The sequence below is a fragment of the Deinococcus aetherius genome (assembly GCF_025997855.1).
Taxonomy (GTDB): domain Bacteria; phylum Deinococcota; class Deinococci; order Deinococcales; family Deinococcaceae; genus Deinococcus; species Deinococcus aetherius.
The window spans coordinates 3,039,910-3,064,108 of sequence record NZ_AP026560.1 but is presented as its reverse complement, the minus strand read 5'-3'; the positions used below and the strand labels follow the sequence as shown (position 1 = coordinate 3,064,108).

The following is a 24,199-nucleotide window of genomic DNA, read 5'->3' as shown; positions in this document are numbered from 1 at the left end:
GGGCGGAAGGCTGTTCAGGTGGCCTTCTGCCTTCGACCTTCGGCCATCTGCGTAGAGTGACCCCATGCCCCGTCCCCTTCCCCTGCCCTTTCCCGACGAGACCGAGGCGCCGCTCGTCACGGAGCTGCGTTTCCCCACGAGCGGCGTCACCGTGCGCGGCGTGTTCGAGCTCAACGAGTTCGCCACCCTGACGCCCGAGAACCTCGACTTCCTGCGCCTGTACATCCGCGTGCGCGGCAACCTCAAGGAAGTCGAGCGGGTGCTGGGCCTGAGCTACCCCACGGTGCGCGCCCGCTTCGACACCCTGCTGCGCGCCATCGGCTACGAACCCGAGATCGCCGACCCCCAGTCCGAGGTGCTGGAAAGGCTCGAACGCGGCGAGATCACCCCGGATGAGGCGGCGCGGAAGCTGCGGCGGTAGGCGGGGCGCGGGAAAAGTCTTCACCGCGTCCCGCAATCCCTCAGAGCACGCCCAGATAAATCTCGTCCAGCGTGATGCGGCGGCTCAGGCAGGGCACTTCGATGCTGCCGCTGCCGCTCAACTCCTGCAACTGCCACCCGCCCTCCTGCCGCCCGTAGGCATATACGCGCCGTTCCTTCTGCTCCACGATCAGGTAGGTCTGGAGGGAGGGGATGGCGGTGTAGACGCCGTATTTCCCGAAGCGGTCGTGGGCGGCTGTGCTCTGCGAGAGGACTTCCACCAGCAGGCAGGGAGAGGTCTCGGCGTCGTTATCACCGCTGTCGCGGTCACAGACGAGCATCACGTCGGGGTAGAAGAAAGAGGTGTTGTCCTCGACCCTCAGCTTCATGTCGTTCTGGTAGAGGCGGCACCCGGCGCGAACGGCGTCGGCGTACAGGGTCCCGAAGATGTTCCCGCTGATCAGGACGTGGGGCCGACTTGCCCCGGCCTGCGCGTGCAGCGGGTAGACGAAGCCCCCCACGTACTCGCGCTTGTAGGGGCTTTTCTCCTCCGTGCGCAGGTACTCCTCCACACTCATCGCTTTGGGGGCGGGGTCGCTCATGGTTCCATCGTAAGCCGTGTGAGGTCGTCCCACACCACCCGCACCTCGCACATCTCACCGCCGCCGGGCAGAGGCACGCTCTTCTCACCGTCCTCGCGCCCGCCGAGGTGGGCGTAGTAGGCGTGGGTGGGGTTGGAGGCCAGCACCCACAGGGCCAGCGACCGAAACCCCCGTTCCTGCAACTCGCACGCCAGGGCCGACACGAGAGCGCGACCGATCCCCTGACCCTGCGCGGATTTCAGCGCGTAGAGCGTGTACAGCTCCGCGCCAATGCCGGGGTGGTCGCGCGCCGGGCCGCCCGAGGCGAAGGCGACCACTTCGCCCGCCTGCTCGGCGACGAGGACGACTCACCCGTCCCGGCGTTCAGGTGGCGGGTCCAGAAGCCTTCGCGCCGCTCGCGGGCCACCTCTCCCGTCGCCCGGGCCAGGAAGTCCTCCGGCATCCGTCCCGGGTACGTCTCCCGCCAGCTCGTGACGTGGACGTGGGCGATGCCCGGCGCGTCGGCGGGGGTGGCGGGGCGGACGAGGAAGGGCGGCATGGCCCAAGGTACGGGGTCAATCCTTGGCCTGCACCTCGGCTTCTCCCCGCCCCTCCCGCCACGCCGCGTAGGTGATGCGGTCGATGGTGAACGTCTCCCGCGTGAGGGTGTACGTGCCGCGCCCTGCCATCCGCCCCACCAGATCGAGGGCAGCGGTGTGGACGTGGTGGCGCTCCGCGTCCTGCACGGCGTCCGCGAGCAGGTGCATCCCCAGCACCTCGCCGAGGATGACGCGGGTGCGGCCGATGAGGACCGTCTGCACCTCGCGGCACTCCAGGCTGGCGGGGCTCACGGCCACACGCGGCACCCGCACCCGCACGCCGGGGGCGAGGGGCACGCCCAGCGTCTCGGGTTCACCCAACGCATAGGGGAAGTCGGTCGCGGTCGCGTTCATCAGGGGGGCGAGTTCAAAGCTCACGAGGTTGACGGTGAATTCGCCCCCCCTCCCGATATTGAGCGCGGTGTCCTTGGGCGTGCCGTCCGCGCGGTCGCCGGGCCCGAAGGCCACGACCGCCGGGTCCGAGCCCATCAGGCCGAAAAAGGAGTACGGGGCGAGGTTGACATGACCGCCCTTGCCCAACGTGCTCACCCAGGCGATAGGGCGCGGCACGACGACCCCGGTGACGAGCTTGTAGACCTCGGCGGGGGCGAGGGCGGCAAAGTCGAAGTGGAGGTGGGAGGCCCCGGAGACGGTCATGGCCCAGGGTAGCCCCTCCCGGGAGGAACGCTATGCTCGGGGGGTGCCGGACCCTCAGCCGCTGACCTACCGTGAGGCCTACGCGCGGCTCTCGCGCATCGCCGCCGAGTTGGAGAGCGGGGACGCCGACCTCGACCGGGTGCTCCCGCTGCTCGAAGAGGCCCGGGCCGCCTACGCCGCCTGCCGTGAGCGCATCGAGGCGGTGCGCGCCGTCCTGGCGGGGGAGTGGGCCGCCGCCGAGACGGGCGGAGAGGGTGAGGACGAGGACGACGAGGCGGACGACCCGTACGCCGACCCCTATTGAGGGGCGCGGGCGTATCCTCGCCCCATGAGTGACGCCCGCCCCTCTCCCGCGCCCCCCGCCGAGACGCTCCGGGCTCCCCGGGTCAACCCCCTGGTGTACCGCCTCGTGGTGATCGTGACGACGCTGCCGATCTTCCTGCGGGGTCAGGGCATCGAGGTCCACGGGCGCGAGAACGTGCCCCCGCCCGGCACGCCCCTCATCGTCGCCGGAAACCACCGCACGGGCTTCGACCCCTTCCTGATCGCGCGCAGCCTGCCCCCGGGCCGCTACCTGCAATTCATGGCGAAAAAGGAACTCTTCGTCCCGGTGATCGGCCACATCATCCGGGCGGGCGGGTCCTTCCCGGTGGACCGCAGCGCGAACGACCTGGGGGCGGTGCGTACCAGCCTGCGCATCCTTCAGGGGGGCGGCACCCTGGGTATCTTCCCCGAGGGCACGCGCGGCGGGGGCGAGTTGCAGGGCGGCGTGGCCCTGATGGCCTTGAAGGGCAAGGCGCCCGTGCTCCCCGTGGGCCTCAGCCGCGTGGGGAGGCGCTGGGTCGTCCGCTTCGGCGAGCCCATCGCACCCACCGGGGGGATCAAGGCCCTCACCGCCCTGATCGGCGAGCGGATCACTGCCCTCGCGGAGCCGGTGGGGGAGGTCGTCCGGTCACGTTGAGGCGGGTGGCGCCGGGGCTATAGTGGCCCGCGACGGGCGTGGGGAAAGCCGGTGGAACTCCGGCACTGTCGCGCAACGGTGAGGGCGCCCCTTCCGGGGACCCTGAGTCCGAACACCCGCCCCGTCCGGGCCGATCTCCCGTGTCGGGGAGGCCCGTGGCCCGACCTCTCGCGGACTGGAGGAAAGCGCCCCGGCCCCGCCCCCGTGGGTGAGCCCTGGACGTGCCCCCTCCGCCGCCCCCACCAACGGGGCGGTGCTTCTTTGGCCGCGCGGGGAGGAGGAACGAGACCCATGCCCCGACCCCCGACCGTCCAGACCGACCCCACTCCCCCCCGACCCCCGGGGCGCGATGAGCCTTGAGCGCGAGGGGCGCGTGCCCGCCCTCCCCGTCCCCCGGCCCCGCATCCTCGGACGCACCTTCGCGCTCGTGGCCGGGCTCCTCGCCGCCCTTGTGCTCGCGGTGGGGCTGGGCAGCGTGACCATTCCCCCCGGCGAGGTGCTGGGGGCGCTGTGGCGCGGGCTGAGCGGCGCCGAACTCGGGGGGAACGACGTGATCGTGTGGCAGATCCGCCTGCCGCGCGTGGTGATGGCGGTGGTCGTGGGCGCGTGCCTGGCGGTGTGCGGCGGCGCGTTCCAGGGGGTCTTCCGCAACCCGCTCGCCGACCCCTACCTCCTGGGCGCGGCGAGCGGGGCGGCGCTGGGGGCGACGGTGGGGATCGTGGCGGGGTGGCCGCGCCCCGTTCTCCCCCTCGTGGCGCTGGGGGCGTCCCTGGCGGCGGTCCTCCTGACGCTCGTCCTCGCGCGGGAGGGGCGGCGCTTTCCCCCCACCCGCCTGATCCTGGCGGGCGTGGTCGTGGGAAGCGTGTGCAGCGCCTTCACCACCTTCCTGATCCTGCGCGGCGAGGACCGGGCGCGGCAGGTCCTCGCCTACACCCTGGGCGACCTGGGCTTCAGCGGCTGGCGCGATGTGGGGACGGTGCTGCCCTACGCTGCGCTCGGGTGTGGGGTGCTCGTCGGGCTCGGCCGGGCGCTCGACACCCTGCAACTCGGTGACCTGACGGCCCGGAGCCTGGGGGTGCCTGTCGAGCGGCTGCGCCTCCTGGTGGTCGTCGCCGCGAGCGTGGCGACCGCCGCCGCCGTCGCGTATGTGGGCATCATCGGCTTCGTGGGACTCATCGTGCCGCACGTCGCCCGGCTGGCGTGGGGATCGGGGCACCGGGTCCTGCTGCCCGTCTCCGCGCTGCTCGGGGGCGCGCTGCTCGTCCTCGCCGACCTGCTCGCGCGCACGACGATCCTCTCACAGGTGGGCGTGGTGACGACGCTGCTGGGGGGGCCGTTTTTCCTGTGGCTGCTCAGGAGGGGTGGGCGTGAGTAGAGCGGTCAGCGGTCAGCCGTCAGCCGTCAGCACCGACACGTTGGAGGCGCGGGAGTTGCACGTTCGGGCGGGGGCGCACCCGGCGGTGCGGGGGGTGAGCGCCGCGTTCCGGGTCGGGGAGTTCACGGCCGTGATCGGGCCGAACGGGGCGGGGAAGAGCACCCTGCTGCGGGCGCTGCTGGGGCTGAGCCGGGCCGAGGCGGGGGAGGTGCGGCTGTGTGGCCGTCCGCTGGCCCGGTGGACCCGGGCGGAGCGGGCGCGGACGCTCGCGTACCTGGCGCAGGGGGAGGAGCTTCCCCTGGACGCCCGGGTCCGGGACGTGGTGGCCCTGGGTCGCGGGGCGGGCGCGTGGAAGTGGGGCCTGATCCCCACCCAGCCGTGGACCCCAGCCGACGAGGACGCGGTGACGGCGGCCCTGGACCGGACGGACACCCGGCGCTTCGAGGATCGCCACGTCCACGAATTGTCGGGGGGGGAGCGGCAGCGGGTCTCGCTGGCCCGCGCCCTCGCCGCTGGGCCCCGCTTCCTGCTTCTCGACGAACCCACCAACCACCTCGACCTCGCCTACGGGCTGGAGGTGGTGCGGCACCTGCGGGGCGAGGTCGCCCGTGGCCTCGGCGTGGTCGCCGTCCTGCACGACCTCAACCTCGCCGCCCGCGCCGACCGCCTGCTGCTGCTCCTGGAGGGCCGGGTGCTCGCCGTGGGCACGCCTGGGGAAGTTCTCACGCCCGCCCACCTCCACGCCGCCTACGGGCTGCGGGCGAGGGTCACGCGCGACGAGGAACGCCCCCTCGTCATCCCGGAGGACTGAATCCCTTGCCGCCGAAATACTTCAAGACACGCGGACATCTGCTCGTCTGCCAGGGCCCGAACTGCAAGGCTCGCGGCTCGGACCTGCTCTACCGCGCCCTGTGGACCCACCTGGAGCGCCATTCGCTCGCCTATTACAAGACGGGCGGCAGCGTCCGCCTCACCGAGAGTGGCTGTCTGGGCGCGTGCAGCTACGGCCCCACCCTTTGCGTCTACCGCGAGCGGGGCGGCAGGCTGGAGGAGGGCTGGTACGCGGCGGTGGACTTTCCCCTCTCTGAAGCGGTCGCCCGCGCGGTGCACGAGGAGGCGGAGTTGCCCCGCGAGCGGCGGTACGGGCCGGGGGAGGGTTGAGCCCGGCCTGGCCCCCGTGCGACGGGACAAAGGCCGGGCCCCGTGGGTGTTAGAGCAGGGAGGTGGAGGGGGACGCCCCCCAGAAGGAAGGGTCATGGAGCCGGTGAAACTCATCAATCTTTCCGTCAAGCGCACCCGCCTGCGCCCGTGGGTCGACCTCAGCGGCTTCTTCGCGTTCTTCGGCATCTCGGGGGTGGACCACGACCGCGAGGAGCGTCTTCAGAAACGCTTCGAGGAGGAGTACTACCGCAACTACGCGACCGTGATGCTCTCGGCGCGCGTCGCCCCCGGCACCTACACGCTGGACGGTCTGCCGCAGGAGGCCAACCGTCTGGGCTGGACCGTCAACGCGAACGGAACGGCGACCAGCCGCCTGAGTGACGATGCCCTGGCGAGCCTGCGGGCGTGGATGGAACGGGGAACGCGCACGGTCCACCCCACACCGCTCTAGGAGCGTGCCTCTCCAGCTGTGATGCACCCTGAGCGTGGGGGCGACACTGGACTTCCCCCTGACTCAGCGGCGCGGGTCGGTGGCTTGGCGGTAGCCGAGCTGACGACCCAGAGTGGTCACCTCCTCCAGAACCTGAGCTCGCCGACCGTCGGGCAGGGAGGGCCATTGGGACTGGAGTTCGTGCAGTCGGACCCGGGCGGCAGCGTCGTCGAGTTCTTCTGCCAGCGTCCAGGCCCGAGTCAACACCTGGGGAGGAGGGGTGAACAAGGTTATCTCCGCCAGGGTAAGGAAGCTCCCCGGCGTCCGGCTTCGAGAACGCTAAACGTTGAGATGGTTGACAGGAAGGTGAGGGCTGTTCTCGCGCCTTTCCTCCCCAAGGTGCGGCCACAGGAGGGCGCCCCGTGACCCGTCGGACGCTGAGGTGGGCGCGAGGACGATGCCGGGTGCTGTTCCATCCCTGACGGTCCCCTTAAGTTCTCCCCTTAATGTGGAGCTATGCCCCTCGTCGAACCGGTGCGCGTCCAGGTCCTTCATCTCGGCCCGCAGCACCGACTCGGCTATGTGGTTTCCTCCGAACATCCCGAAATCCGGGTTGGGGCGTTCGCCTTTGCCTTTCCCTCCGGCCGGGCGGACGTGCTGATCCCGGTGCTCCTCTCCTCGGGCGGCCAGCTCTACCGGGCCGACTACTCCCCCCTGCGCGCGAGTGAGGACGAGGTGGAGCGGATGTACTTCATTCGGCGCGAGGTCGGGTGGTGGCTGCCGGACGAGGAAGCCGCTCCCCCGGTTCGGAGCGCCGTCGTCTAGGCCGGGCCGACCTCGCCCCTACCCCCGCACCACCTCCAGAATCTTCTCGCCGTACTTGCGCAGCCGCTCGGGGCCCATGCCGCGTACAGCCCTGAGGTCGTCGAGGGTGTAGGGCACCCGGCGGGCGATCTCGGCCAGGGTGGCGTTGCTGGCGATGATGAAGCGGCTGACCTCCTGCCGCTTGGCCTCGGCGTTGCGCCACTCGCGCAGCCGGGCGTACACGGCCGCCTGCTCGTCGGTGAGGTCGGCGGCGGGGTCGGGCGCCCCGCCCCCCGCCTCCGCCGTCGGCAGGTCGGGCGGCAGGTCGGGCAGGACGGGGGCGGGCTCGGGCTCGGCGGGCGGGGTGGGCTCGGCCGGTGCGGGCGTGTCCGGTGTCGCCGTGTCTTCCGCTTCCTCCGCCTGCTCGGGTGCGGCGAGGGGCGGCGTGGGCTCCAGCTCGGGGGCGTCCGGGCCGGGGCTCACGGGCGTGGGCAGGGGCGCGGGGGCCGGGGGGGGACTGCTGAACACGATCTCCGGCGTCCAGGGCACCTCCTCAGGCGGGGTCGGCGCGGGGGAGGCGGCCGGTTCGGCGGGCTCCGGGGCGTCGAAGGTCACCCGGTCGAGCCCCTGCGGGGCGTCCGCGCGGGGAGCGTCGGGAAGCGGCCGGTCGGGCCGGGGGAGGTCGGCGCGGGCGGGACGGTCCGGGCGACCTCCCCGGTCCCGGCGAAAGCGGTCCTCGCGGCGGGGCTCGGTCTCCTGAACGGCACGGCTGGGCGGGGCGTCCTCCGGCTCCTCCCGGCGAGCGACCTCCGGCACGTCCGCCTCCCCCGCGCCCTCCTCCGGGTCGCGCACGAGGGGGATGGGGACGTTCACGGGCTCCTGCACCTGGGAAGCGCGCAACAGGGTGAGGGCGGTGTCCGCGTCCTGCAAGCCGGGCGTGAAGATCACTCCGCCCTCCACACTACGGGTGGCGGCAAGAACCCCGCCGGGGAGGTGGGGGGTGTCGGGCGCCGCGTCGGGGGGCAGCAGCAGCGCGGTCGGGCCGAAGGGAAGCGCCCCCCCGCCCAGACGCTCGGCGAGCTGGGCGGTCGTGCGCGCGGCCCGGGCCAGCCGCAGCGGCAGCGTCGCCACGTCCCGCAGGGCAAGGGCCACGGTCAGGTCGGCGGGGGCGGGGGCCGCCGGGGCAGGGGCGCGGCCCGGGCCCAACAGCAGCGCGAGGTGTCCGTCCCCGAAGCCCGTCAGGGTCACCGGGTCGCGGTAGACCACGTAGGCGGCCCCGCGCGCGAGCCACCCGCCCCCCGGCGCGAGGGTGGCGTCCACGATCACGGGCACCCCCGCGCGGGCCGCGCGGCGCAGCAGGCGGTCGTCGGGCTCGGCGAGCCAGACTCCCCGCGCGCCCGTCCAGTCGGCGTCGAGGCCGGCGGCGGCGAGCCCCTGCCCGGCGAGGGCCGCGCGGTTCACGCCCAGCCGCTCGTCCACCCGCAGCACGCCGGGCCCCAGCAGCGCGGCGAGTTGCCGGGCGAGGGCGCCCTCACCCGCCAGGGTCAGGCCCCAGTCGGCCCCCTCCAGCGCGGCGAGGGCGTTTGCCAGCCGCAGGTGTGGATCGCCGCGCTCGGCGTGCAGGGCCACCAGCCGCGCGTCGGGCCGCACCTCTGGGAGCGTGGCCGGGCGGGCGTGGGCTTGGGAGAGTTCAGGCGAGTCGGTCATGGCGCCCATTGTGCCGCACGGGCACCCGAAAGCCTCCCGCAGATGGGGAACGGGTGAATGGGGGGCCCCCCGCGCCCCTGCGGCAACCCCCGCCCGGCGGGGAGCGTACCGTGGGGAGTATGCGAACAGTCCTGCTGACGGCCCTGCTGCTGACCGCCCCCGCCGCAAGTGCCCAGGGCGGGACGACCCTGGCCACCCCGCCCGCCCCCGCTGCCGCCGCCACGGTGACCCTGAGCCTCGGCGCGCGTCCCGGCACGCTCGTCGAACTCACCCAGACCACGGTCACGCGCCTGACCGTGGAGGACGTGCAGGTGACCGCTCCCGACGGCGCGGCCCCGAGCGAGGCGGAGCAGGGCGAGCTGCGACAGGGCATCGAGGAGGCCCTGGGCCGGGCAGGTACGCAGACGAGCGTCGGCAAGGTCTTTTACAAGGTCCAGGAGCGTGCCCCGGACGGGACCGTCACCCTGGTGAACACCGTGATCACCCAGGTGCCCGGCCTGGGGCCCCTCACCGTGCGCCTGGTGCAGACGGTGGCCCCGGGCGGCACGGTGGCCCTCACCCGCATCGAGAGCGACAATCCCCTCGTGCAGGCCGCCCTCTCCGGCCTGACTCCCGAGGTGCTGCGCAACCAGTTGGGCGGGGGCGGCGGGGACCTGACCGGCGTGTACGGGCAGACCTTCGCGGTCGGGCAGCCCGTCACCCGGAGCGTCACGGTGGACGTCCAGGCGCTGCTGGGCGCCGTCCTGGGGTCGCTCGCCGCCGGGCTGGGAGGCGGAGAGAACCCGCTCGGGGGCGTGCAGGCCAGCCCCCTTACGGTCACCACGACCACGACCTACCGGGGCGTGAACCCCGCCGCGCTGCACGTGTTCGGGACGCGCAGCACCTCCGGCGCCTGGACGGTCGAGTTCGGCGGTGGGCCGGATATCCCCCGCATCCGGCTCGAACTGCTCGGCGGCTCCCAGGGCGGCGGCCTGAGCCTCTACCGCCCCGACGGTCTGCCCGTGGGAAGCACCCAGACCCAGGCCACGCGCCTGCGGATGAGCCTGACTCAGCCGGGCGGCGAGCAGCTCCAGATGCTCGTCCGTCTCGACCAGACCGTCACCCTGCGCCCGCGCTGAGGGGGAAGGGGAGCCCCCCGCGTTCGTGGGCGGGTCCTCCTCTATTTCCCGTATCTCCGGTCACGGCCCTGGAAGTCGCGCAGGGCGCGCAGGAAGTCCACCCGGCGGAAGCCCGGCCAGTACACGTCGCAGAAGTAGTACTCGGAATACACGCTCTGCCACAGCATGAAGCCGGAGAGCCGGATCTCGCCGCTCGTGCGGATGATGAAGTCGGGGTCGGGGATGCCCGCCGTGTACAGGTGCGCGCTGATGTGCTCGGGCCGCAGGTGCTCGATCACGTCCTCAAGCGCCTCACCCGCCGCCGCCTGGGCGCTGAGGTGCTGCTTGACCGCGTCCACGATCTCCTCGCGGCCCCCGTACCCCACCGCGATGTTCAGGAGCATCCCGTCGTAGTGGGCCGTCTTGTCCTCCAGTTCGCGCAGGGCGCCCACGACATTCACCGGGAAGTCGTGATGCTGCCCGATGGCGCGCACCCGCACCCGGTTGGCGTGGATGCGCGGGTCGCGGGCCAGGTTGCGTGCCTCGCGGTCAAAGAGGCCCATCAGGTGCCGGACCTCGTCGGGGTCGCGGGCCACGTTGTCGGTGGAGAGCACCCAGATCGTCACCGCCGGGATGCCGAGTTCGAGGCACCACTGCAAGACCTCGTGCGCCTTGTCGATGCCGAACTCGTAGCCCAGTTCGCGCTCCACGCCGAGGGCCCGGGCGTAGCGGCGGTTGCCGTCGAGGATCAGGCCCAGGTGACGGGGCAGCTTGCCGTGGGACCGGACCGCCCGGGCGAGGCGTTGCTCGTAGCCCCACAGCAGGGCGCCGCGCGCCGCGTCCCGCGTTTTCTTGGCGGTGCGGAGGGCGGCTTTGACGGGCGGGCGGGTCATGACGGGGGTCAGTGTAGCGCCTGGGGGGTGGGGCGCCTTCCATCCAAAGGGGCAGGGGGGGAGCGGCGCTGGGCTGGGCAGGTACAAAGGGGCGGCGTGGGTGGTCGGGTCTTTCCCAGCGCAATGTCTGATCTTGTCGCAGCTCAGTCGCGGGCCCACCGTCTCGCCGCGCGAGCAAGGCGGGGTCGTGGGCCAGGACCGTCCGGCCACTTCCACTGATGGGGCCTCTGGGTCCACGTTTTGAACAGCCTAAAAGCCTCCGCGCTTTTTGCTCCTCCCCCTTGTGGGAGAGGCTGGGAGGGGGGTGAACGCGGCTGCCCCCCAGTGCCCCTGACCGGCCAACCCGCCGTCCTCACACCTCCGGGAACAGCGACCCCTGCCGCGCCCGCCACAGCCCCAGCGCCTTGTGGTCCAGACGAGAGAGGGCGGCGTCGGCCACCGGAGTGCGCGCCGGGCCGCCCCGCCCCCCGTAGACGGTGAGCGTCACGAGCCTATGCGTCATGGTGTGGGTGACGGTGCCGAGTTCGCCCGCCACGGTGACGCCCAGCCGTGCGGCGAGGCGGGCGAGCGCGTCCCCTTCCCCCTCGCCTTCCCCGACGACCTCGGTGGGCAGGCCCATCAGCCCGCCGAGAAAGGTGCTCTCCCGCCGTTCGAGCACCGCCTCGCGCTCGTCGCCGAGGAGCAGGGCCACGGCGCGGACCTGACGTACCGCAGCGCGCACCTTGGGGGCCGGGAAGGAGGCGGGCTCGCCCGACGCGAAGGCCGTGCACCAAGCGGAGACGGGACACTCGTGGCAGCGCGGGTTTCTCGGCGTGCAGACCATCGCCCCCAGGTCCATCACCGCCTCATTGAAGGCGGCGGGGCGGGCGGGGTCGAGAAGTTCGTCGGCCCGCGCCTGCACCCACGGCTCGGTCGGCTGCCGCTCGCCGTGCACCCGCGCGAGCACCCGCCGCACGTTGCCGTCGCTGACTGCCCTGGCCTCCCCGAAGGCGAGACTGGACACCGCCGCCGCCGTGTAGGGCCCCACGCCCGGAAGGGCCCGCCAGCCCTCGTGGGTCGTCGGCATTCCCTCCCGCGCGATCACGCCCGCCGCCCGGTGCAGGTTCCTGGCCCGGGCGTAGTAACCGCAGCCTTCCCACGCCTTGAGGACGGCCTCGACGGGAGCGGCGGCCAGCGCCTCCACCGTCGGGAACGCCGTCAGAAACCGCTCGAAGTACACCCGCCCGCGCGCCACCTGGGTCTGCTGGAGCAGCACCTCGGACACCCACACCCGGTAGGGGTCGCGCCCGCCCTCCGGCCCCACCCGCCACGGCAGGTCGCGCCCGGCACGGTCGAACCAGGCCAGCAGCGCCGCGCGCACGGCGGGGAGGTCGGCGGGGGAGAGGGTCACGGGAGGAAGTGTAGGGGTCGGGGCAGCGTTCAAACGCGGCCGTTACGGCAATGTGGGGCAAAAGGAAACCCGGCCTCTGCCCGGCGGGAACTGCCAGCAGAGACCCGGAGAAGTGGAGCCGTTCCAGGCCCTTGATGTACTCGTGCAACGCTTTGGTCTGCTCGTCTGTCGGCGGCGCCCCGTCCAGCCCGTTTTGCGCGAAGCGGGGCATCACGGTCAAGAGGGTCCGCCCGCCCAGTGCCTGACCGTGCAATACAGCGCTCCCCGGTTCAGCTCAGCGCCGCGACCAGCTCCGCCTTGCTCATGCCGCTGCGGCCCCTGATGCCCTTTTCCCTGACCCGGTTGTACAGCTCGTCGCGGGTGAGGTCGGAGAGTTGGGTGTTCGGGGTGCGGCCCTCCTGGCGGCGGTGCTTGTTCACCGTGCGGGCGGCGATCTCCTCGGCGCGTTCCCCCGGCTCGCCCCAGCTCAGTTCGCTCTCCTTGATGTGCTCGTACTGCCGTTCGTCCCTGTCGCTCCACGCTTCGGGCATGGTTGGCCTCCTCGCGCGCACCGTAAGCCGTGCGGGCGGGCGAGGGGTGAGGAAGGGATGGAGGCCATGACCCACCTCGCCGCGACCCGCCTCGACTTCCTCGACCTGTTCCTGGAGGGGGCCCCGCTGCCTCGGCTGGCCCAGGGCTTCACCTGAGCCGAGAGTCCGGTCTACCACACGCAAATGGACGCCGTGATCTTCAGCGACGTGCGCCAGAACCTCACCTGGCGCTGGTTACGCTCTGAAAGGTTACAAGAGGAGATGCATCCCAGCCACCACCAGAACGGGCACACGCTCGACGCCGGGGGTCGCCTCGTCGCCTGCTCACACGGCCAGCGGGCCCTCGTCCGCCAGGAGGAGAACGGGGCCTGGACCATCCTCGCGGACACCTTTGAGGGCCGCAGGCTCAGCAGCCCCAACGACGTGACCCTGAGCCCGGACGGCAGCCTGTGGTTTTACCGATCCCACTTACGGCCTCGACCAGCCCGACGAGGGCTACGGCGGCGAGCGCGAGCAGCCCGGCAACCACGTCTACCGCCTCGCCCTGGACGGCGCGCTCACCGCTCCCATCCGCGACCGCCTCATGCCCAACGGCCTCGCCTTCGCCGCCCCCGACCTCCTCCTCGTGTCCGATACCCACGACGATGAGGGCCACCTCTACCGCTACCGCCTGGGCCCGGACGGCACCGTCACCCCCGAGGGCCGGTGGGCCACCATCCGCCCCGGCGTGCCCGACGGCTTCGGGGTGGACGACTCGGGCCGCGTCTGGACCAGCGCCGGGGAAGGCGTTCACGTCCTGAGCCCGGGCGGCGAGGAACTGGGCCGCGTCCTCGTGCCCGAGACCGTCTCCAATCTCTGCTTCGGCGGGCCGGACGGGACGGAGCTCTTCATGACCGCCACCACGGGCCTCTACCACATCCCCACGCGAGTGCGGGGGCTGCGGCTGTGACGTGACCCTCTACCCCTCGGCCCCGACCACCGCCTGCACACGGCCCACCTGCCCGCTGACGAGGCGGACCTTGATGCCGTGTGGGTGGGTGGCCGAGCCTGTAAGAAGCTGTGCCACCACACCGCGCGTGAGCCTGCCCGTGGGCTGGTCCTGCTTCTGCACGATGTCCACGGTCACGCCGGGGCGAATCTGGGAGCGGGGAGGGGTCATGGGGGGAGGATAGGGGAGGGGGAGCGGGCGGTAAGGTGCCTCCTCACCACTCGTTCGCCTCGAAGGTTCGCCGCGCTGCCTCTCGCCGCAGGTCTTCGTCCGTCCCTGTGTTCTTGCCGTGCACGCGGTTAAGGGCCGCCATCACGTCCTCCCCACGGTGCAGCTCCAGATATTCCCGCAGGGCAGCCCGCCAAAGCTCGCTGCGGCCCAGGCCCAACTTCCAGGCCAGCGCCTCGGCCTCGGCGAAGGTCTGCTCGTCCAGGGAGAGAGAGACTCGCACGGCATAAGTATGAAGCGGCTCGCCTATGACCACCCACCCGGCACCCACGCCCCCAGCCGCTCCAGATCGTCCGGCAGCGCGTACAGGCACACCCCGAGCTGATCCCCAATGCTGAACGCCGCGCCCCGGCAGGCCACCCGCCCGCGCTCCACGCTCGCTCCCCACGCCAGCGTGAACGACCCGGCAGACGACGGCGCCCCGTGGTCCCCCTCCACCGCCGCCAGCACCCGCTCGGGCGTCGCCTCGTGCACGCTGTACCGCATTCGGAACCACCGATACCCTGCGTCCTGCACCAGCACCACGCGCCCCCACCCCGGCCCGCCCAGCAACTCCCGGGTCAGGGACAGCCACCACGCCCGCACGCCGGGCGGCACCTCCTCCCCCGGGTCGGGCTCGGACTCCGCTGCCCAGATGCAGGAGAGGCGGGCGTCAGAGGGAGGGTGGATGCGGGCGAGGGCGAAGCGGAAGTCGGGGGTGGAAGAAAAAATCATCTACTGGCAATCATCTTATGTACCGTTTGAGCAGCTCACCCGTAACGATTCGGATATACTCAAACGGAGGGTTGAGGTTCGAGAAGCTGTGGAGCTTTGGCTACATGCTTATATTGCCATCTGTGAATCAAGGAGATTAACGAAGTGAGGGTGGACCAGATCACTTTTGAAGAGGCCCTGGAGATATGTGAGAGGATGGAGTCTCATTTCTTTGATAGGAAAGATGCCAGGCTGAGACCAGCCGGTCTTGAGAAAACAGTTGTAGCTTTCGCAAATGCCGATGGTGGTGAAGTATTCGTCGGCGTCAAGGATGATAAAGAAGAGACCAATACTATAGATAGATGGAGGGGTTTAAGTGATATAGAAGATTACAATGCCCACATTGCTTCTTTATCCACTCTAAACCCTACCGTTCCCTTCCGTATAAAATTTTTACAAGCGTTAGATGTTTCAACTAATATAATCATGTCTGTGAACGTTGATAAAAGTAATTTTGTCCATAAAACCTCTTCTCAAGAAGTATATGTACGTCAATCTGCGCAAAGTATAAGACTGACCGATCCACAAAGAATAATAGCCCTTAGTTATTCAAAAGGGGCAACTACATTTGAGGATGAATTGTTAATGGATTGTCCTCCCGAAGTCGTTGCTGAAAGTGCGGCTGTTAAGGACATGTTATACGATGTGGGTTCAAGTCTTGATGGTTTGGATTACTTGCTAAATCAAAACCTGCTTAGAAGAGAAGATTTCGCTCCTAAAGTTGCATCTGTACTGTTGTACGCTGATGATCCCTCATCATTCATGCCGCGTCAGTGTGCAGTTAAGGTGATACGTTATGAAACTCAAGAAGATGACCCAGAAAGGGATCATCTGAAAGAGGTATACACTGTAGAAGGCAGTAGCTATGACTTGATAAGACGAGTTATAGATAAGATAACAGAAATTTTGAGTGGGATAAAAATCTGGACAACATATGGATTAAAACCGGTCGAGTACCCACAGGAGGCGATATGGGAGATAGTTGTAAACGCTATAATCCATCGTGATTATAGCATATCAGATCATGTTCACGTGAAGATATTCAATGACAGGATCGAAGTGATAAGTCCTGGTAAGCTTCCTGGATTTGTAAGTGTGGATAACATATTGGATCAAAGGTTTTCTAGAAATCCCAGAGTGGTTAGGCAGCTAGCTAGATATAAAAACCCGCCAAATAAGGACATGGGTGAGGGATTAGACACAGCGTTTCAAAAGATGAAGGAATGGAAACTAAAAAACCCAGTGATTGAGGAGCTGGAAAATGGTGTGCGTGTGACGATACCTCACACTCCTTTGGCTACTCCGGAACAAGCAATACTTGAGTTTCTGGAAAATAATGAGTCAATAAAAAACTCTCAAGCAAGAGATTTGACAGGTATACGCTCTGAAAATGCTGTTAAAAACGTTTTCTATCGTCTTCGTGATGCTGGTAAAATCGAACGTGTACCGGGCCTTGCAGGAGCCTCTTCCGCATGGAGAAAAATTGAACGGCAGTAAATTCGTATTACTCTATAGTTCGAATGTGTTCGTTATAGGGACTGGAGTTGGCCTCAGCCCTTGAGTGATCCCCATCACACCACCCCCAACCGCTTCTCCTCCTCATACAGCCGCTCGCCCACGAACTGCTTGAGCAGCGTCTGGTACGGCACCCGCTTCAACGCGGCGACGTGCTTGAGCCGCTTTTCCATGTCCTCGTCCAGGCGCAGGGTGGTGACGTGCGTGGCCTTGGGCTGGCGCGGTTGCCGGGGCCGCTGGCGGGGGGCGATCTCGTTCAGGAGGGCCAAGCCTTCCGGGTCGTTGCGGCTTTCCTCGATGAGTTCTCGCGTGGCCGTGTGTGTTTCCCAGAACTGGGCCGCTTCCTCGGTCGTCATGTTCTCTGGAATCTCGCTGTTGGAGCGGACGGGAATCAACTTGGTGAGCTGATCAGTCATGGTCATTCCTCGCTGTAATAGGCGTCTCGCTGTTCCGAGCTGGCGTTGAGAGCGGTGACGACGCGAACTTTGCCCCTTCTAGGCTCCAAAACGACAAAGAGAACTCTTCCGGCTTCGGTGGTTCCAATGATCCCGATGCGGCGCTGCCCCTGCGGTCCCCGGTGAACTTTGTTGGCAAGGACGGCGGCGGGGTCAGTCACTGCCTCTTCCGCCTCCTCCGGTTCGATCTTGTAGCGGGCGATGTGGTCCAGGTTGGCAAAGTCCCAGTCGAATTCCGTCGGCTGGGACCCAGTGTATGCGCTTTCGTAAAAGGAGTCGCCTACACCTCCAGCGCCAGCTTGTCCACGTCGTTCAGCAGCGGCGTTCCCGCCGGGTACTCGCCGTTGAAGCACGCCAGACACAGGCCGGGGCCGCCAACGGCTTCCCTCAGCCCCCGCTCGCTGATGAAGGCGAGGGTGTCGGCGCCGATCAGCTCCCGAATCTCCTCCTGCGTGTGGGTGCTGGCGACGAGTTCCTTGCGGGCGGCGGTGTCGATGCCGTAGAAGCACGGGTGCTTGATGGGCGGGCTGCTCACCCGGAAGTGGACCTCCCGCGCCCCCGCCTCACGCAGCAGGTTCACGATCTGGCGGCTGGTGGTGCCGCGCACGATGGAGTCGTCCACCAGCACGACCCGTTTGCCCCACACCGCGCTCGTGGGCGAGAGCTTCATCTTGACCTTCAGCTCGCGCGCCTCCTGGGTGGGGGCGATGAAGGTGCGGCCCGCGTACGGGTTCTTGTACAGGCCGTAGTCGAACGGGATGCCGCTCTCCCGCGCGTACCCGATGGCCGCCCCGATGCCGGAGTCGGGCACGGGCACCACGATGTCGGCCTCCACCGGGCGCTCGCGGGCCAGCCGTTCGCCCATGCGGATGCGGCTCGCGTGGATGTCCACCCCGTCGAGTTCGCCGTCGCTGCGCGCGAAGTAGATCCACTCGAAGGCACAGGGCGTGGGCCTCTTCGGCTCGACCATCAGCGAGTGCAGGCCGCCCCGGTCCATCCACACCAGTTCGCCCGGCTGCACGTCCCGCACCAGCCGCGCGCCCACCGCGTACAGGGCGCAGGGCTCGGAGGCGAGCACATACGTCCCATCGTCCCGCTGCCCGATCACCAGGGGCCGGACCCCATGCGGGTCGCGGAAGCCGAGGAGCTGGGTGCGGCTCATCAGCACGCAGGCGTACCCGCCCTTGAGCTGCTTCATGGCGCTCGCGGTCGCCTCGACCAGATCCATGTGGCTCTCGCGGGCGATCAGGTTGAGCATGACCTCCGAGTCGTTCGTGGTCTGGAAGAGGGCGCCCTCCATCAGCATCGCGTTCCTGACCTCGCGGGCGTTCACGAAGTTGCCGTTGTGCGCCAGCCCCAGGATGCCCTTGTTTGTGCGGGTGGTGAGCGGCTGAGCGTTGAAGCGCAGGTTCGAGCCCGTCGTGGAGTAGCGCACGTGCCCGATGCTGACCCGGGCGTTGGCGAGCCGCAGACCATCGAGCCGCCGCTCGTCGAAGACCTGCGTCACCAGCCCCAGGTCCTTGTCCACATGGAACTTCTCGCCGTCCGAGACGCACATGCCCGCTGCCTCCTGCCCCCGATGTTGCAGGGCGAAGAGGCCGAGGTACGTCAGCCAGGCGAGGTCGCTGGGCTCGGGTGAGTACAGCCCGAAGACGCCGCACTCGTCCTGCGGTTTGTCGGTGGCGGGGTCAAAGAGCATGGTGGGGTCCTTTGGGGGGGTGGGCGGTGCGTCGTGTCCCCTCCCTCCCGGCCTCCCCCACGAGGGGGGAGGAGTGAAAAGATGCAGGTGGGTAGATTCGGTTATGCCTTATCGTCCGCCGCGTGAGAGCGTCAGTACGGGGGTAGCGCGCACGTTGCGCCGGAACCTGACTCCCGAGGAGCGGATGCTGTGGGCAAGGTTGAGGAGTGCAGGGTTGGGTGTTAGCTTCCGACGTCAGGAGCCCATCGGACGGTACGTGGTGGATTTCGTGTGCTACCCGGCGCGGCTCGTCATTGAGCTGGACGGTAGCCAGCACCTGAACAGCGAGGCTGACCGGGTGCGAGACGAGGCTCTGAACGCCGATGGCTTCCAAGTTCTGCGCTTTTGGAACAACGAGGTCAGGGCTAACCTTGAAGGCGTCCTCGAACGCATCCGGGCCACCTTCACCGAGCGCCTTTAACTCCTCCCCCCTCGTGGGGGAGGTCGGGAGGGGGGGGACGTAGCGTCCCACCAGCGCCCCCCGTTTCCAACTCAGGGCCCCACCAACCCGCTTCACCCCAAAATCCCCCTCAGCGGTGTCGTATAGGCGGTGGTCAGCGTCCCAAGATTCACGCTCAAGTGTACGTTCGCCCCCGGCAGCGTGATGGCGACGCTTTCCCCACCCGGGCTAGGCAGGCTCTCGCCGAGCACGGTCCAGGGCACCCCCAGATCGTCCAGCACCTGCTGCGCCTCGTCCTCGTGCCCGACTTGAACAGCCACCACCACGCGGCTATGAGCCTCCCCGAAAAGGAGGGCGTCGGGGCGGACCTCCTCGGGGGCGACGAGCGTCACCTTTAGACCCCGCCCACCCGCAATCGCCATCTCTGCCAATGCCACGGCCAATCCACCCTCCGAGCAGTCGTGCGCCGTATTCGTCAGGCCCGCGCGGATCAGGGCGAGCGTTCCGGCGATGACCCGCGCCTCCAAGTCGAGGTCGAGGGGCGGCACCTCCCCCGCCTCCAGCCCGTGAATTGTCTCCAGGTACTGACTCGCCCCGATGCTCTCCGCGTGACGGCCCAGCAGGTAGAGGCTGTGCGGCCCCTCCTTCAGCGCCAGGGTGGCCCGTTTCGTCACGTCCGGCAGCACGCCCACCATGCCAATCGTCGGCGTGGGGTGGATGGCGACGGTGCGGCCCTCCTCCACATACTGGTTGTAGAGGCTGACGTTGCCGCCCGTGACCGGCGTATTGAGCGCGCGGCAGGCGTCCGCGATCCCCTGCACCGCCCGCTGAAGTTGAAAGTACACGTCCGGCCTAAGCGGGTTCCCGAAGTTGAGGTTGTCCGTGATCGCCAGCGGCGTCGCCCCCACGCAGGCGAGGTTGCGCGCGGCCTCGGCGACGGCGGCGGCGGCCCCCAGGTAGGGGTCGAGGTACACGAAGCGCGGGTTGCAGTCGCTTGTCGCGGCCACCCCCAGCCCCGAATCCTTGATTCTCAGCACGGCGGCGTCGGCGGCACCGGGGGCGACGACCGTGTTCGTCATTACCTGATAGTCGTACCGCTCAAAAATGGGCCTTTTGGAGGCGATGGTGGGGTGCGAGAGCAGTTCCACCAGCACCGCGCCGAGGTCGCCGGGCACGGGCACGCCGCTCAGGTCATGCTCGCGCTTGGCCCTGATCTCCTCAGACTCCACGCCCTCGCGCGTGTACTTCGGCGCCTCGTTGAGCAGGGCGACGGGCAGGTCACAGACCACCTCGCCGCGCCAGGTCAGGCGGTAACGGTCGTGCGCCTCCACCTCCCCGATGGTCACCACGTCGAGTTCCCACTTCGCCAGGAGGTCCAGCAGTTCCCCTTCGCGCCCCGGCACCGGCACCAGTATCACCCGCTCCTGCGACTCGCTCAGGCACAGTTCCATCGGCACCATACCCGTCTCACGCGTGGGCACGAGGTCGAGGTTCATGGTGATCCCGAGCCCCGCCCGGTACGCCATCTCGCAGGTCGAGGAGACGAGCCCCGCCGCTCCCATGTCCTGCACGCCCGCGACGAGGCCCGCCTGAATCGCCTCCAGGGTCGCCTCCAGCAGCAGCTTCTCCATGAAGGGGTCGCCCACCTGCACAGCGGGTCGGTCGGCCTGTGAAGCGTCACTGAGGTCGGCGGAGGCGAACACCGCGCCGCCCAGCCCGTCGCGCCCCGTCTTGGAGCCGACGTACACAATTTGGTTTCCGACCGCGCCCATCGTCCCCTTCGCCAGGTCCTCGTGCCGCAGCAGGCCCAGGGCCATGACGTTGACGAGTGGGTTCTCCTGATACGAGGGGTGGAAGGTCACCTCGCCGCCCACGGTGGGAACGCCTATCGCGTTGCCGTAGTGGGAGATGCCCTCAACGACGCCGTTCACCAGAAAGCGGGTGCGGGGCGAGTCGGGATTGCCGAAGCGCAGGGAGTCGAGCACGGCGAAGGGCCGCGCCCCCATCGCAAAGATGTCGCGCAGGATGCCGCCCACCCCGGTCGCCGCCCCCTGCACGGGCTCCACGGCGGACGGGTGGTTGTGGCTCTCCATCTTGAAGGCCACCCCCCACCCCTCGCCGATGTCCGCCACGCCCGCATTCTCGCCGGGCCCCTGGAGGACCTGCGGCCCCGTCGTGGGAAAGGCGGAAAATAAGGGCCGCGAGTTCTTGTACCCGCAGTGTTCCGACCACATCGCGCCGACGATGGCCGCCTCCAGCGCGTTCGGCTCCCGCCCGAGGCCGGAAACGAGGAGGTCGTATTCCCCTTCGGTGAGGCCGAAGGTGGGGGCGCGGTCGCGCAGGGATTGGGTTTGTGTCACGCCAACTCCTTGAGAACGAGGGTCACTTGCCCCCGGTGATACGCGGTGTGCCGCAGATGGTAAGTCAGACCATCGAGCACTGGCCGGGGCCGTTTGAGGGTAGTCCAGAGGGCATCCGGTTCAAAACGGTCTTCGGGCGCTGTCCGCACGGATTTCAGCGCCTCGTCAAACACCTGCCGAACGCTCTTCAGAATGTGCTCGGGTGCGTCATGTTCCTCTACCAGGGTGGGGCCAGTGACGGCACGCGTCCAGTCGGCATCCTCGAAACCCAGATACCCGTAGGTCAGGGCTGGGTTGACCCCTTGCAACCCCGGCTGAATTACGCAACGGGTCCAGTCCATGATGTGTAGCGCGTGCCAGGCGGCGCTGTGTCCATGCTGCGGCTGCTTGCCCAACAGCTCGGCAGGGTATGCGTCCAGCAACTCCATAAGCGCCACGAATTCGGCCTTGAGCGTTCTGGCAAGGAGGGACTGCACCGCATTCATTGCCTGGCCTCCGGCATCAGCTTCCCGGCGGCGTCTTGCAGCCTCACGTCGAAGGTCAGGAACTTGATTTCCGTACTCTGGCGAAGCGCGAGGGCCGAGGCGAGGTGGAGGGCGTCCATCGCGCGGAGGCCCTGCTGAGCCTTTAACACGTCGGCGGCGATTTTGGAGACGGTGGCAGAGACTTCAACGATGTTCACCTGCTCCCAGTTGTCCTCGAAGGCTTGCCGGGTCGCCCAGTACACTTCCTCACTCATGCGCCCCTGCTGAAACTGACGCGCAAAGACGCCGCAGACCTCGGCGTAAGTGATGGCGCTGCTGGCGAGGTCACTGCTTTTCTCAAGGGCAGCTTCGACTTGTGCGGCTTCAACCATGTTTTCGTCGGTGAAGAGCTTGACAAAGGCATTAGAGTCCAGATACAGCGTGGTCATTGCACGTGTCCCCGCAACTCGTCGAGAATCTCCTGGGCCGAGGGGCCGGGGGCAACGTTCGCACGGTAGCCGTTGTACTTGAACACTTTGCGGTTGCTGGCGTCGTAGGCGGGCGGCGTGACCGTCTGGGCAGGAGTCTCCAGAGTCGCGTCCTCCAGCATCTCCGTGATCTCCACCTTCTGCCCCCTGACCCGCTCCAGCGCCTGCAAAATCTTGGCGACGGTATCCAGGTCGATGCGCTGGGCGGGCTTGCGGGCGAGGCTGTAGACCGTGTTGGGCGCGACACGACCCTTCACCTCCTGCACCAGTCGGTAAGCGGAAATGTCGTGTTCTTGCAGGTAACGTCCGAGGTTCAGGCGCAGCGTCATGCTTTCAGCTTACAAGACTACAAGGAGTTGATAGGGTCACGTCAAAACTTTCTTGCCCAATTGGACCTGGCCTCGGTGGTACGCGATGTGCCGCAGGTGCATCCCGATGCCCTGAAGGCGTGGGCGCGTGCCCCCCGGGGCGCTCGGCGAGAAGGAGGTGCCCTGCATGTCGGCGGCGCTCAGTCCTTGCAGGAAGCTCAGCACCCGCCCCGTCATCTCGTCCAGGTGAGCGAGGATCACGGCCTTTCCGGCGCTTTCCGTCTGAGCAGGTTCGCCGCTCAGCGCCCCCACCCACTCCCGGTCCTCCCAGCCCAGGTGCGCGTAGGAGGGCGAGCGGTCGTTCAGGACGGCGAGCCGCAGCCATTCGGCGACGTGGAGGGCGTGCCAGGCGGGAGAGTGCCCGACCGTCGCGGTGTTGAACCCCTCGGCGGGGATGCTCTCCAGGGCCGCGCGAAACGCTCCCAGTTCCGCCCCGTACTGCTCGATCAGGAAGTCCTTCAACTCGTTCATTTCACCACGGCCCCTTTCAGACTCTCGAACATCCCGCGCCCGTCCTCGCTGCCCAACAGGGCCTCGACCGCACGCTCGGGGTGGGGCATCATGCCCAGCACGTTGCCGCGCTCGTTCACGATCCCGGCGATGTCGTTCAGCGAGCCGTTGGGGTTGTCCACGTAGCGGAAGATCACCCGGCCCTCGTCCTCTAGCCGGGCGACCGTCCCTGGGTCGGCGTAGTAGTTGCCCTCGCCGTGCGCGATGGGGATTTCTATGACCTGGCCGGGTGCGTAAGCGTTCGTGTAGGCCGTGCCCGCGTTCTCCACCCGCAGGTGGACGGGCCGGCACAGGAAATGCACCTCGCGGTTGCGGCTCAGGGCGCCGGGGAGGAGGCCCGCCTCGGTGAGCACCTGGAAGCCATTGCACACGCCGAGGACGTAGCCGCCGCGCTCGGCGTGCTCCCTGACGGCGGCCATGATCGGGCTGCGCGCCGCGATGGCCCCGGAGCGGAGATGGTCGCCGTAGGAAAATCCGCCGGGCAGCAGCACGAGGTCGGTGCCCGTGGGGAGGCTGCCCTCGGTATGCCACACGAGGCGCGCGTCCGGGTCGAGGGTGAGACGCGCGGCGTGCAGGGCGTCCGCGTCGCAGTTGGAGCCGGGGAACTGGACGACGGCGACCCTCATCCCGGAAGTTGTCACAGCCGCCCCAGCTCGGTCACGGTGCGCTCGCCGCCGGCGGTCCCGGTGTTCACGGTGGAGGCGGGCTCGAACAGCAGCATCCAGACCTCCTCCGTGTCCGCAACCGGCTGGTGCTCCACGCCGCGCGGCACGATGATGAATTCACCCACCCCGACGACCGCCTCGTGGGTGCGGAAGCGCATCCGCAGCGTGCCGCGCGTGACCAGAAACAGCTCGTCCTCGTGCTCGTGGGCGTGCCAGATGAACTCGCCGCTGATCTTGGCGAGCTTGACCTGCTGGCCGTTCAATTCGCCGACGATCCTGGGCGACCAGTGATCGGTGAACAGGTCGAACTTCTCCTGCAAGCTCACGGTCTGCGGCCTGCTCATGCGCCCACCGGCTCGGCCTCGGTCAGCTCCCAGCGCGCGTCCTCCATGATGGGGTTACTCAACACGTTCCCCACGATCTCCGAAAGTTGCGCCTCGACCGCCGGACGCTCGCCTGAGAGCGTCAGTTCGATGTACTTGCCGACCCGCACGCCCGTCACGTTCGCGTGGTCGAGGTGCGTCAAGGCCCGCTCGACGGTGCGCCCCTGCGGATCGAGGATAGAGGGCTTGAGGGTGACGAAGACTTTGGCGTGGTAGCTGGGCATGGGAACACTCCGTATTGCAGATGGCTGAAGGCGGATGGCAGACGACGATGGGAAC

Annotated in this window: 35 protein-coding genes and 1 riboswitch; of the genes, 13 read left to right on the top strand and 22 right to left on the bottom strand. The window is 68.4% G+C overall.

The annotated features are described in order from the left end of the window. Positions 1–64: 64 nt before the first annotated feature. Complete coding sequence (locus DAETH_RS15895; protein ID WP_264775850.1) at positions 65–421, top strand: DUF2089 domain-containing protein; 357 nt, start codon at positions 65–67, stop codon at positions 419–421. A 40-nt stretch (positions 422–461) separates the two neighbouring features. Here DAETH_RS15895 and DAETH_RS15890 read toward each other — a convergent pair whose 3' ends face one another. Genes DAETH_RS15890 through DAETH_RS15875 form a run of 4 tightly spaced genes read right to left on the bottom strand, consistent with a single transcriptional unit; the run spans position 462 to position 2,257 of the window. Then, a complete protein-coding gene (locus tag DAETH_RS15890; protein WP_264775849.1) occupies positions 462–1,022 on the bottom strand; it encodes a Uma2 family endonuclease in 561 nt (186 codons plus the stop codon). Then, the gene (locus tag DAETH_RS15885) at positions 1,019–1,339 is read right to left on the bottom strand and encodes a GNAT family N-acetyltransferase (protein ID WP_264775848.1); all 321 of its coding nucleotides are present in this window, start codon (positions 1,337–1,339) and stop codon (positions 1,019–1,021) included. The genes DAETH_RS15890 and DAETH_RS15885 overlap by 4 nt, the downstream gene beginning before the upstream one ends. After that, positions 1,261–1,560, bottom strand: coding sequence for a hypothetical protein (locus DAETH_RS15880; protein WP_264775847.1), 300 nt, complete (start codon positions 1,558–1,560; stop codon positions 1,261–1,263). The genes DAETH_RS15885 and DAETH_RS15880 overlap by 79 nt, the downstream gene beginning before the upstream one ends. Positions 1,561–1,576: 16 nt before the next feature. Next, positions 1,577–2,257: a flavin reductase family protein gene (locus DAETH_RS15875; protein WP_264775846.1), complete on the bottom strand. Its 681-nt coding sequence runs from the start codon at positions 2,255–2,257 to the stop codon at positions 1,577–1,579. Between the two features lie 43 nt (positions 2,258–2,300). On the opposite strand from DAETH_RS15875, the gene xseB reads away from it, so the two are divergent. The 6 genes from xseB (at position 2,301) to DAETH_RS15845 (ending at position 6,205) form a co-directional block, all read left to right on the top strand. Continuing rightward, positions 2,301–2,561 (top strand): exodeoxyribonuclease VII small subunit, encoded by a 261-nt coding sequence (gene xseB, locus DAETH_RS15870; RefSeq protein WP_264775845.1) that lies wholly within the window; start codon positions 2,301–2,303, stop codon positions 2,559–2,561. Between the two features lie 24 nt (positions 2,562–2,585). Then, positions 2,586–3,218: a lysophospholipid acyltransferase family protein gene (locus DAETH_RS15865; protein WP_264775844.1), complete on the top strand. Its 633-nt coding sequence runs from the start codon at positions 2,586–2,588 to the stop codon at positions 3,216–3,218. Between the two features lie 17 nt (positions 3,219–3,235). Continuing rightward, positions 3,236–3,356, top strand: a riboswitch (cobalamin riboswitch). Positions 3,357–3,567: 211 nt separating this feature from the next. After that, positions 3,568–4,593: a FecCD family ABC transporter permease gene (locus DAETH_RS15860; protein WP_264775843.1), complete on the top strand. Its 1,026-nt coding sequence runs from the start codon at positions 3,568–3,570 to the stop codon at positions 4,591–4,593. 85 nt (positions 4,594–4,678) lie between these two features. After that, on the top strand, positions 4,679–5,404 hold the full coding sequence (locus DAETH_RS15855; RefSeq protein ID WP_406585110.1) for an ABC transporter ATP-binding protein: 726 nt from the start codon (positions 4,679–4,681) through the stop codon (positions 5,402–5,404). A gap of 5 nt (positions 5,405–5,409) precedes the next feature. Continuing rightward, positions 5,410–5,754 (top strand): (2Fe-2S) ferredoxin domain-containing protein, encoded by a 345-nt coding sequence (locus tag DAETH_RS15850; RefSeq protein WP_264775841.1) that lies wholly within the window; start codon positions 5,410–5,412, stop codon positions 5,752–5,754. Positions 5,755–5,848: 94 nt separating this feature from the next. Next, a complete protein-coding gene (locus tag DAETH_RS15845) occupies positions 5,849–6,205 on the top strand; it encodes a hypothetical protein (protein WP_264775840.1) in 357 nt (118 codons plus the stop codon). Between the two features lie 63 nt (positions 6,206–6,268). Here the strand turns inward: DAETH_RS15845 and DAETH_RS15840 are convergent, their stop codons facing one another. After that, a complete protein-coding gene (locus tag DAETH_RS15840) occupies positions 6,269–6,451 on the bottom strand; it encodes a hypothetical protein (protein WP_264775839.1) in 183 nt (60 codons plus the stop codon). A gap of 249 nt (positions 6,452–6,700) precedes the next feature. Between DAETH_RS15840 and DAETH_RS15835 the strand changes: the two genes are divergently transcribed. Further along, positions 6,701–7,009, top strand: coding sequence for a hypothetical protein (locus DAETH_RS15835; protein WP_264775838.1), 309 nt, complete (start codon positions 6,701–6,703; stop codon positions 7,007–7,009). An 18-nt stretch (positions 7,010–7,027) separates the two neighbouring features. Here DAETH_RS15835 and DAETH_RS15830 read toward each other — a convergent pair whose 3' ends face one another. Further along, positions 7,028–8,695, bottom strand: coding sequence for an HRDC domain-containing protein (locus tag DAETH_RS15830; RefSeq protein ID WP_264775837.1), 1,668 nt, complete (start codon positions 8,693–8,695; stop codon positions 7,028–7,030). 119 nt (positions 8,696–8,814) lie between these two features. Here DAETH_RS15830 and DAETH_RS15825 point away from each other — a divergent pair, with 119 nt between their 5' ends. Further along, positions 8,815–9,813: a hypothetical protein gene (locus tag DAETH_RS15825; RefSeq protein WP_264775836.1), complete on the top strand. Its 999-nt coding sequence runs from the start codon at positions 8,815–8,817 to the stop codon at positions 9,811–9,813. A 41-nt stretch (positions 9,814–9,854) separates the two neighbouring features. On the opposite strand, the gene DAETH_RS15820 is transcribed toward DAETH_RS15825, so the two are convergent. The 3 genes from DAETH_RS15820 to DAETH_RS15810 form a co-directional block, all read right to left on the bottom strand. Next, positions 9,855–10,685, bottom strand: a complete 831-nt coding sequence (locus DAETH_RS15820) for an isoprenyl transferase (protein ID WP_264775835.1) — start codon at positions 10,683–10,685, stop codon at positions 9,855–9,857. A 352-nt stretch (positions 10,686–11,037) separates the two neighbouring features. Continuing rightward, complete coding sequence (gene mutY / locus DAETH_RS15815) at positions 11,038–12,075, bottom strand: A/G-specific adenine glycosylase (RefSeq protein WP_264775834.1); 1,038 nt, start codon at positions 12,073–12,075, stop codon at positions 11,038–11,040. Positions 12,076–12,344: 269 nt separating this feature from the next. Then, complete coding sequence (locus tag DAETH_RS15810; protein WP_264775833.1) at positions 12,345–12,605, bottom strand: addiction module toxin RelE; 261 nt, start codon at positions 12,603–12,605, stop codon at positions 12,345–12,347. Positions 12,606–12,788: 183 nt separating this feature from the next. Here DAETH_RS15810 and DAETH_RS15805 point away from each other — a divergent pair, with 183 nt between their 5' ends. Both DAETH_RS15805 and DAETH_RS15800 read left to right on the top strand, forming a co-directional pair. Next, on the top strand, positions 12,789–13,253 hold the full coding sequence (locus DAETH_RS15805) for an SMP-30/gluconolactonase/LRE family protein (protein ID WP_264775832.1): 465 nt from the start codon (positions 12,789–12,791) through the stop codon (positions 13,251–13,253). Next, entirely contained in the window at positions 13,150–13,554 is a 405-nt protein-coding gene (locus DAETH_RS15800; RefSeq protein ID WP_319993746.1) for an SMP-30/gluconolactonase/LRE family protein, read from the top strand. Before DAETH_RS15805 ends, DAETH_RS15800 begins: the two co-directional genes overlap by 104 nt. Before the next feature lie 9 nt (positions 13,555–13,563). Here the strand turns inward: DAETH_RS15800 and DAETH_RS15795 are convergent, their stop codons facing one another. From DAETH_RS15795 to DAETH_RS15785, 3 genes are read right to left on the bottom strand one after another with little or no spacing between them, the layout of a single operon-like run. Then, positions 13,564–13,764 (bottom strand): YwbE family protein, encoded by a 201-nt coding sequence (locus DAETH_RS15795; protein ID WP_264775831.1) that lies wholly within the window; start codon positions 13,762–13,764, stop codon positions 13,564–13,566. A gap of 43 nt (positions 13,765–13,807) precedes the next feature. Continuing rightward, positions 13,808–14,044, bottom strand: coding sequence for a ribbon-helix-helix protein, CopG family (locus DAETH_RS15790; RefSeq protein ID WP_264775830.1), 237 nt, complete (start codon positions 14,042–14,044; stop codon positions 13,808–13,810). Between the two features lie 23 nt (positions 14,045–14,067). Further along, positions 14,068–14,535: a hypothetical protein gene (locus tag DAETH_RS15785; RefSeq protein WP_264775829.1), complete on the bottom strand. Its 468-nt coding sequence runs from the start codon at positions 14,533–14,535 to the stop codon at positions 14,068–14,070. 150 nt (positions 14,536–14,685) lie between these two features. Here DAETH_RS15785 and DAETH_RS15780 point away from each other — a divergent pair, with 150 nt between their 5' ends. Beyond that, complete coding sequence (locus DAETH_RS15780) at positions 14,686–16,071, top strand: ATP-binding protein (protein ID WP_264775828.1); 1,386 nt, start codon at positions 14,686–14,688, stop codon at positions 16,069–16,071. Positions 16,072–16,145: 74 nt separating this feature from the next. Here the strand turns inward: DAETH_RS15780 and DAETH_RS15775 are convergent, their stop codons facing one another. Together DAETH_RS15775 and purF are read right to left on the bottom strand one after the other, a co-directional pair. Next, positions 16,146–16,505, bottom strand: coding sequence for a BrnA antitoxin family protein (locus tag DAETH_RS15775; RefSeq protein WP_264775827.1), 360 nt, complete (start codon positions 16,503–16,505; stop codon positions 16,146–16,148). A gap of 319 nt (positions 16,506–16,824) precedes the next feature. Beyond that, positions 16,825–18,243 (bottom strand): amidophosphoribosyltransferase, encoded by a 1,419-nt coding sequence (gene purF, locus DAETH_RS15770; protein WP_264775826.1) that lies wholly within the window; start codon positions 18,241–18,243, stop codon positions 16,825–16,827. Between purF and DAETH_RS15765 the strand changes: the two genes are divergently transcribed. Beyond that, entirely contained in the window at positions 18,242–18,703 is a 462-nt protein-coding gene (locus tag DAETH_RS15765; RefSeq protein WP_319993721.1) for an endonuclease domain-containing protein, read from the top strand. The genes purF and DAETH_RS15765 overlap by 2 nt on opposite strands. Positions 18,704–18,795: 92 nt before the next feature. Here the strand turns inward: DAETH_RS15765 and purL are convergent, their stop codons facing one another. From purL to purS, 8 genes are read right to left on the bottom strand one after another with little or no spacing between them, the layout of a single operon-like run. Further along, complete coding sequence (purL, locus tag DAETH_RS15760; protein ID WP_264775824.1) at positions 18,796–21,042, bottom strand: phosphoribosylformylglycinamidine synthase subunit PurL; 2,247 nt, start codon at positions 21,040–21,042, stop codon at positions 18,796–18,798. Continuing rightward, the gene (locus tag DAETH_RS15755; RefSeq protein ID WP_264775823.1) at positions 21,039–21,527 is read right to left on the bottom strand and encodes a DinB family protein; all 489 of its coding nucleotides are present in this window, start codon (positions 21,525–21,527) and stop codon (positions 21,039–21,041) included. The genes purL and DAETH_RS15755 overlap by 4 nt, the downstream gene beginning before the upstream one ends. Beyond that, positions 21,524–21,955: a type II toxin-antitoxin system VapC family toxin gene (locus DAETH_RS15750; RefSeq protein WP_264775822.1), complete on the bottom strand. Its 432-nt coding sequence runs from the start codon at positions 21,953–21,955 to the stop codon at positions 21,524–21,526. The genes DAETH_RS15755 and DAETH_RS15750 overlap by 4 nt, the downstream gene beginning before the upstream one ends. After that, entirely contained in the window at positions 21,952–22,323 is a 372-nt protein-coding gene (locus tag DAETH_RS15745; protein WP_264775821.1) for a helix-turn-helix domain-containing protein, read from the bottom strand. Before DAETH_RS15745 ends, DAETH_RS15750 begins: the two co-directional genes overlap by 4 nt. Positions 22,324–22,359: 36 nt before the next feature. Beyond that, positions 22,360–22,833 (bottom strand): DinB family protein, encoded by a 474-nt coding sequence (locus DAETH_RS15740; protein WP_264775820.1) that lies wholly within the window; start codon positions 22,831–22,833, stop codon positions 22,360–22,362. Further along, positions 22,830–23,498, bottom strand: a complete 669-nt coding sequence (purQ, locus tag DAETH_RS15735; RefSeq protein WP_264775819.1) for a phosphoribosylformylglycinamidine synthase subunit PurQ — start codon at positions 23,496–23,498, stop codon at positions 22,830–22,832. The genes DAETH_RS15740 and purQ overlap by 4 nt, the downstream gene beginning before the upstream one ends. 11 nt (positions 23,499–23,509) lie before the next feature. Beyond that, on the bottom strand, positions 23,510–23,881 hold the full coding sequence (locus tag DAETH_RS15730) for a cupin domain-containing protein (RefSeq protein WP_264775818.1): 372 nt from the start codon (positions 23,879–23,881) through the stop codon (positions 23,510–23,512). Further along, positions 23,878–24,144 carry a phosphoribosylformylglycinamidine synthase subunit PurS gene (gene purS, locus DAETH_RS15725; protein ID WP_264775817.1) on the bottom strand — a complete coding sequence of 89 codons (267 nt, stop codon included), beginning with the start codon at positions 24,142–24,144 and terminating at the stop codon, positions 23,878–23,880. The genes DAETH_RS15730 and purS overlap by 4 nt, the downstream gene beginning before the upstream one ends. Between the last annotated feature and the right edge of the window lie 55 nt (positions 24,145–24,199).

Excerpts from the sequence above, each read along its gene's own strand:
- DAETH_RS15895 (WP_264775850.1), top strand. The coding sequence starts at position 65 with ATGCCCCGTCCCCTTCCCCTGCCCTTTCCCGACGAGACCGAGGCGCCG.
- DAETH_RS15890 (WP_264775849.1), bottom strand. The coding sequence starts at position 1,022 with ATGAGCGACCCCGCCCCCAAAGCGATGAGTGTGGAGGAGTACCTGCGC.
- DAETH_RS15880 (WP_264775847.1), bottom strand. The coding sequence starts at position 1,560 with ATGCCGCCCTTCCTCGTCCGCCCCGCCACCCCCGCCGACGCGCCGGGC.
- DAETH_RS15875 (WP_264775846.1), bottom strand. The coding sequence starts at position 2,257 with ATGACCGTCTCCGGGGCCTCCCACCTCCACTTCGACTTTGCCGCCCTC.
- DAETH_RS15865 (WP_264775844.1), top strand. The coding sequence starts at position 2,586 with ATGAGTGACGCCCGCCCCTCTCCCGCGCCCCCCGCCGAGACGCTCCGG.
- DAETH_RS15860 (WP_264775843.1), top strand. The coding sequence starts at position 3,568 with ATGAGCCTTGAGCGCGAGGGGCGCGTGCCCGCCCTCCCCGTCCCCCGG.
- DAETH_RS15845 (WP_264775840.1), top strand. The coding sequence starts at position 5,849 with ATGGAGCCGGTGAAACTCATCAATCTTTCCGTCAAGCGCACCCGCCTG.
- DAETH_RS15835 (WP_264775838.1), top strand. The coding sequence starts at position 6,701 with ATGCCCCTCGTCGAACCGGTGCGCGTCCAGGTCCTTCATCTCGGCCCG.
- DAETH_RS15830 (WP_264775837.1), bottom strand. The coding sequence starts at position 8,695 with ATGACCGACTCGCCTGAACTCTCCCAAGCCCACGCCCGCCCGGCCACG.
- DAETH_RS15825 (WP_264775836.1), top strand. The coding sequence starts at position 8,815 with ATGCGAACAGTCCTGCTGACGGCCCTGCTGCTGACCGCCCCCGCCGCA.
- DAETH_RS15820 (WP_264775835.1), bottom strand. The coding sequence starts at position 10,685 with ATGACCCGCCCGCCCGTCAAAGCCGCCCTCCGCACCGCCAAGAAAACG.
- DAETH_RS15810 (WP_264775833.1), bottom strand. The coding sequence starts at position 12,605 with ATGCCCGAAGCGTGGAGCGACAGGGACGAACGGCAGTACGAGCACATC.
- DAETH_RS15805 (WP_264775832.1), top strand. The coding sequence starts at position 12,789 with ATGGACGCCGTGATCTTCAGCGACGTGCGCCAGAACCTCACCTGGCGC.
- DAETH_RS15795 (WP_264775831.1), bottom strand. The coding sequence starts at position 13,764 with ATGACCCCTCCCCGCTCCCAGATTCGCCCCGGCGTGACCGTGGACATC.
- DAETH_RS15785 (WP_264775829.1), bottom strand. The coding sequence starts at position 14,535 with ATGATTTTTTCTTCCACCCCCGACTTCCGCTTCGCCCTCGCCCGCATC.
- DAETH_RS15775 (WP_264775827.1), bottom strand. The coding sequence starts at position 16,505 with ATGACTGATCAGCTCACCAAGTTGATTCCCGTCCGCTCCAACAGCGAG.
- DAETH_RS15765 (WP_319993721.1), top strand. The coding sequence starts at position 18,242 with ATGGTGGGGTCCTTTGGGGGGGTGGGCGGTGCGTCGTGTCCCCTCCCT.
- purF (WP_264775826.1), bottom strand. The coding sequence starts at position 18,243 with ATGCTCTTTGACCCCGCCACCGACAAACCGCAGGACGAGTGCGGCGTC.
- DAETH_RS15755 (WP_264775823.1), bottom strand. The coding sequence starts at position 21,527 with ATGAATGCGGTGCAGTCCCTCCTTGCCAGAACGCTCAAGGCCGAATTC.
- DAETH_RS15750 (WP_264775822.1), bottom strand. The coding sequence starts at position 21,955 with ATGACCACGCTGTATCTGGACTCTAATGCCTTTGTCAAGCTCTTCACC.
- DAETH_RS15745 (WP_264775821.1), bottom strand. The coding sequence starts at position 22,323 with ATGACGCTGCGCCTGAACCTCGGACGTTACCTGCAAGAACACGACATT.
- DAETH_RS15740 (WP_264775820.1), bottom strand. The coding sequence starts at position 22,833 with ATGAACGAGTTGAAGGACTTCCTGATCGAGCAGTACGGGGCGGAACTG.
- purQ (WP_264775819.1), bottom strand. The coding sequence starts at position 23,498 with ATGAGGGTCGCCGTCGTCCAGTTCCCCGGCTCCAACTGCGACGCGGAC.
- DAETH_RS15730 (WP_264775818.1), bottom strand. The coding sequence starts at position 23,881 with ATGAGCAGGCCGCAGACCGTGAGCTTGCAGGAGAAGTTCGACCTGTTC.
- purS (WP_264775817.1), bottom strand. The coding sequence starts at position 24,144 with ATGCCCAGCTACCACGCCAAAGTCTTCGTCACCCTCAAGCCCTCTATC.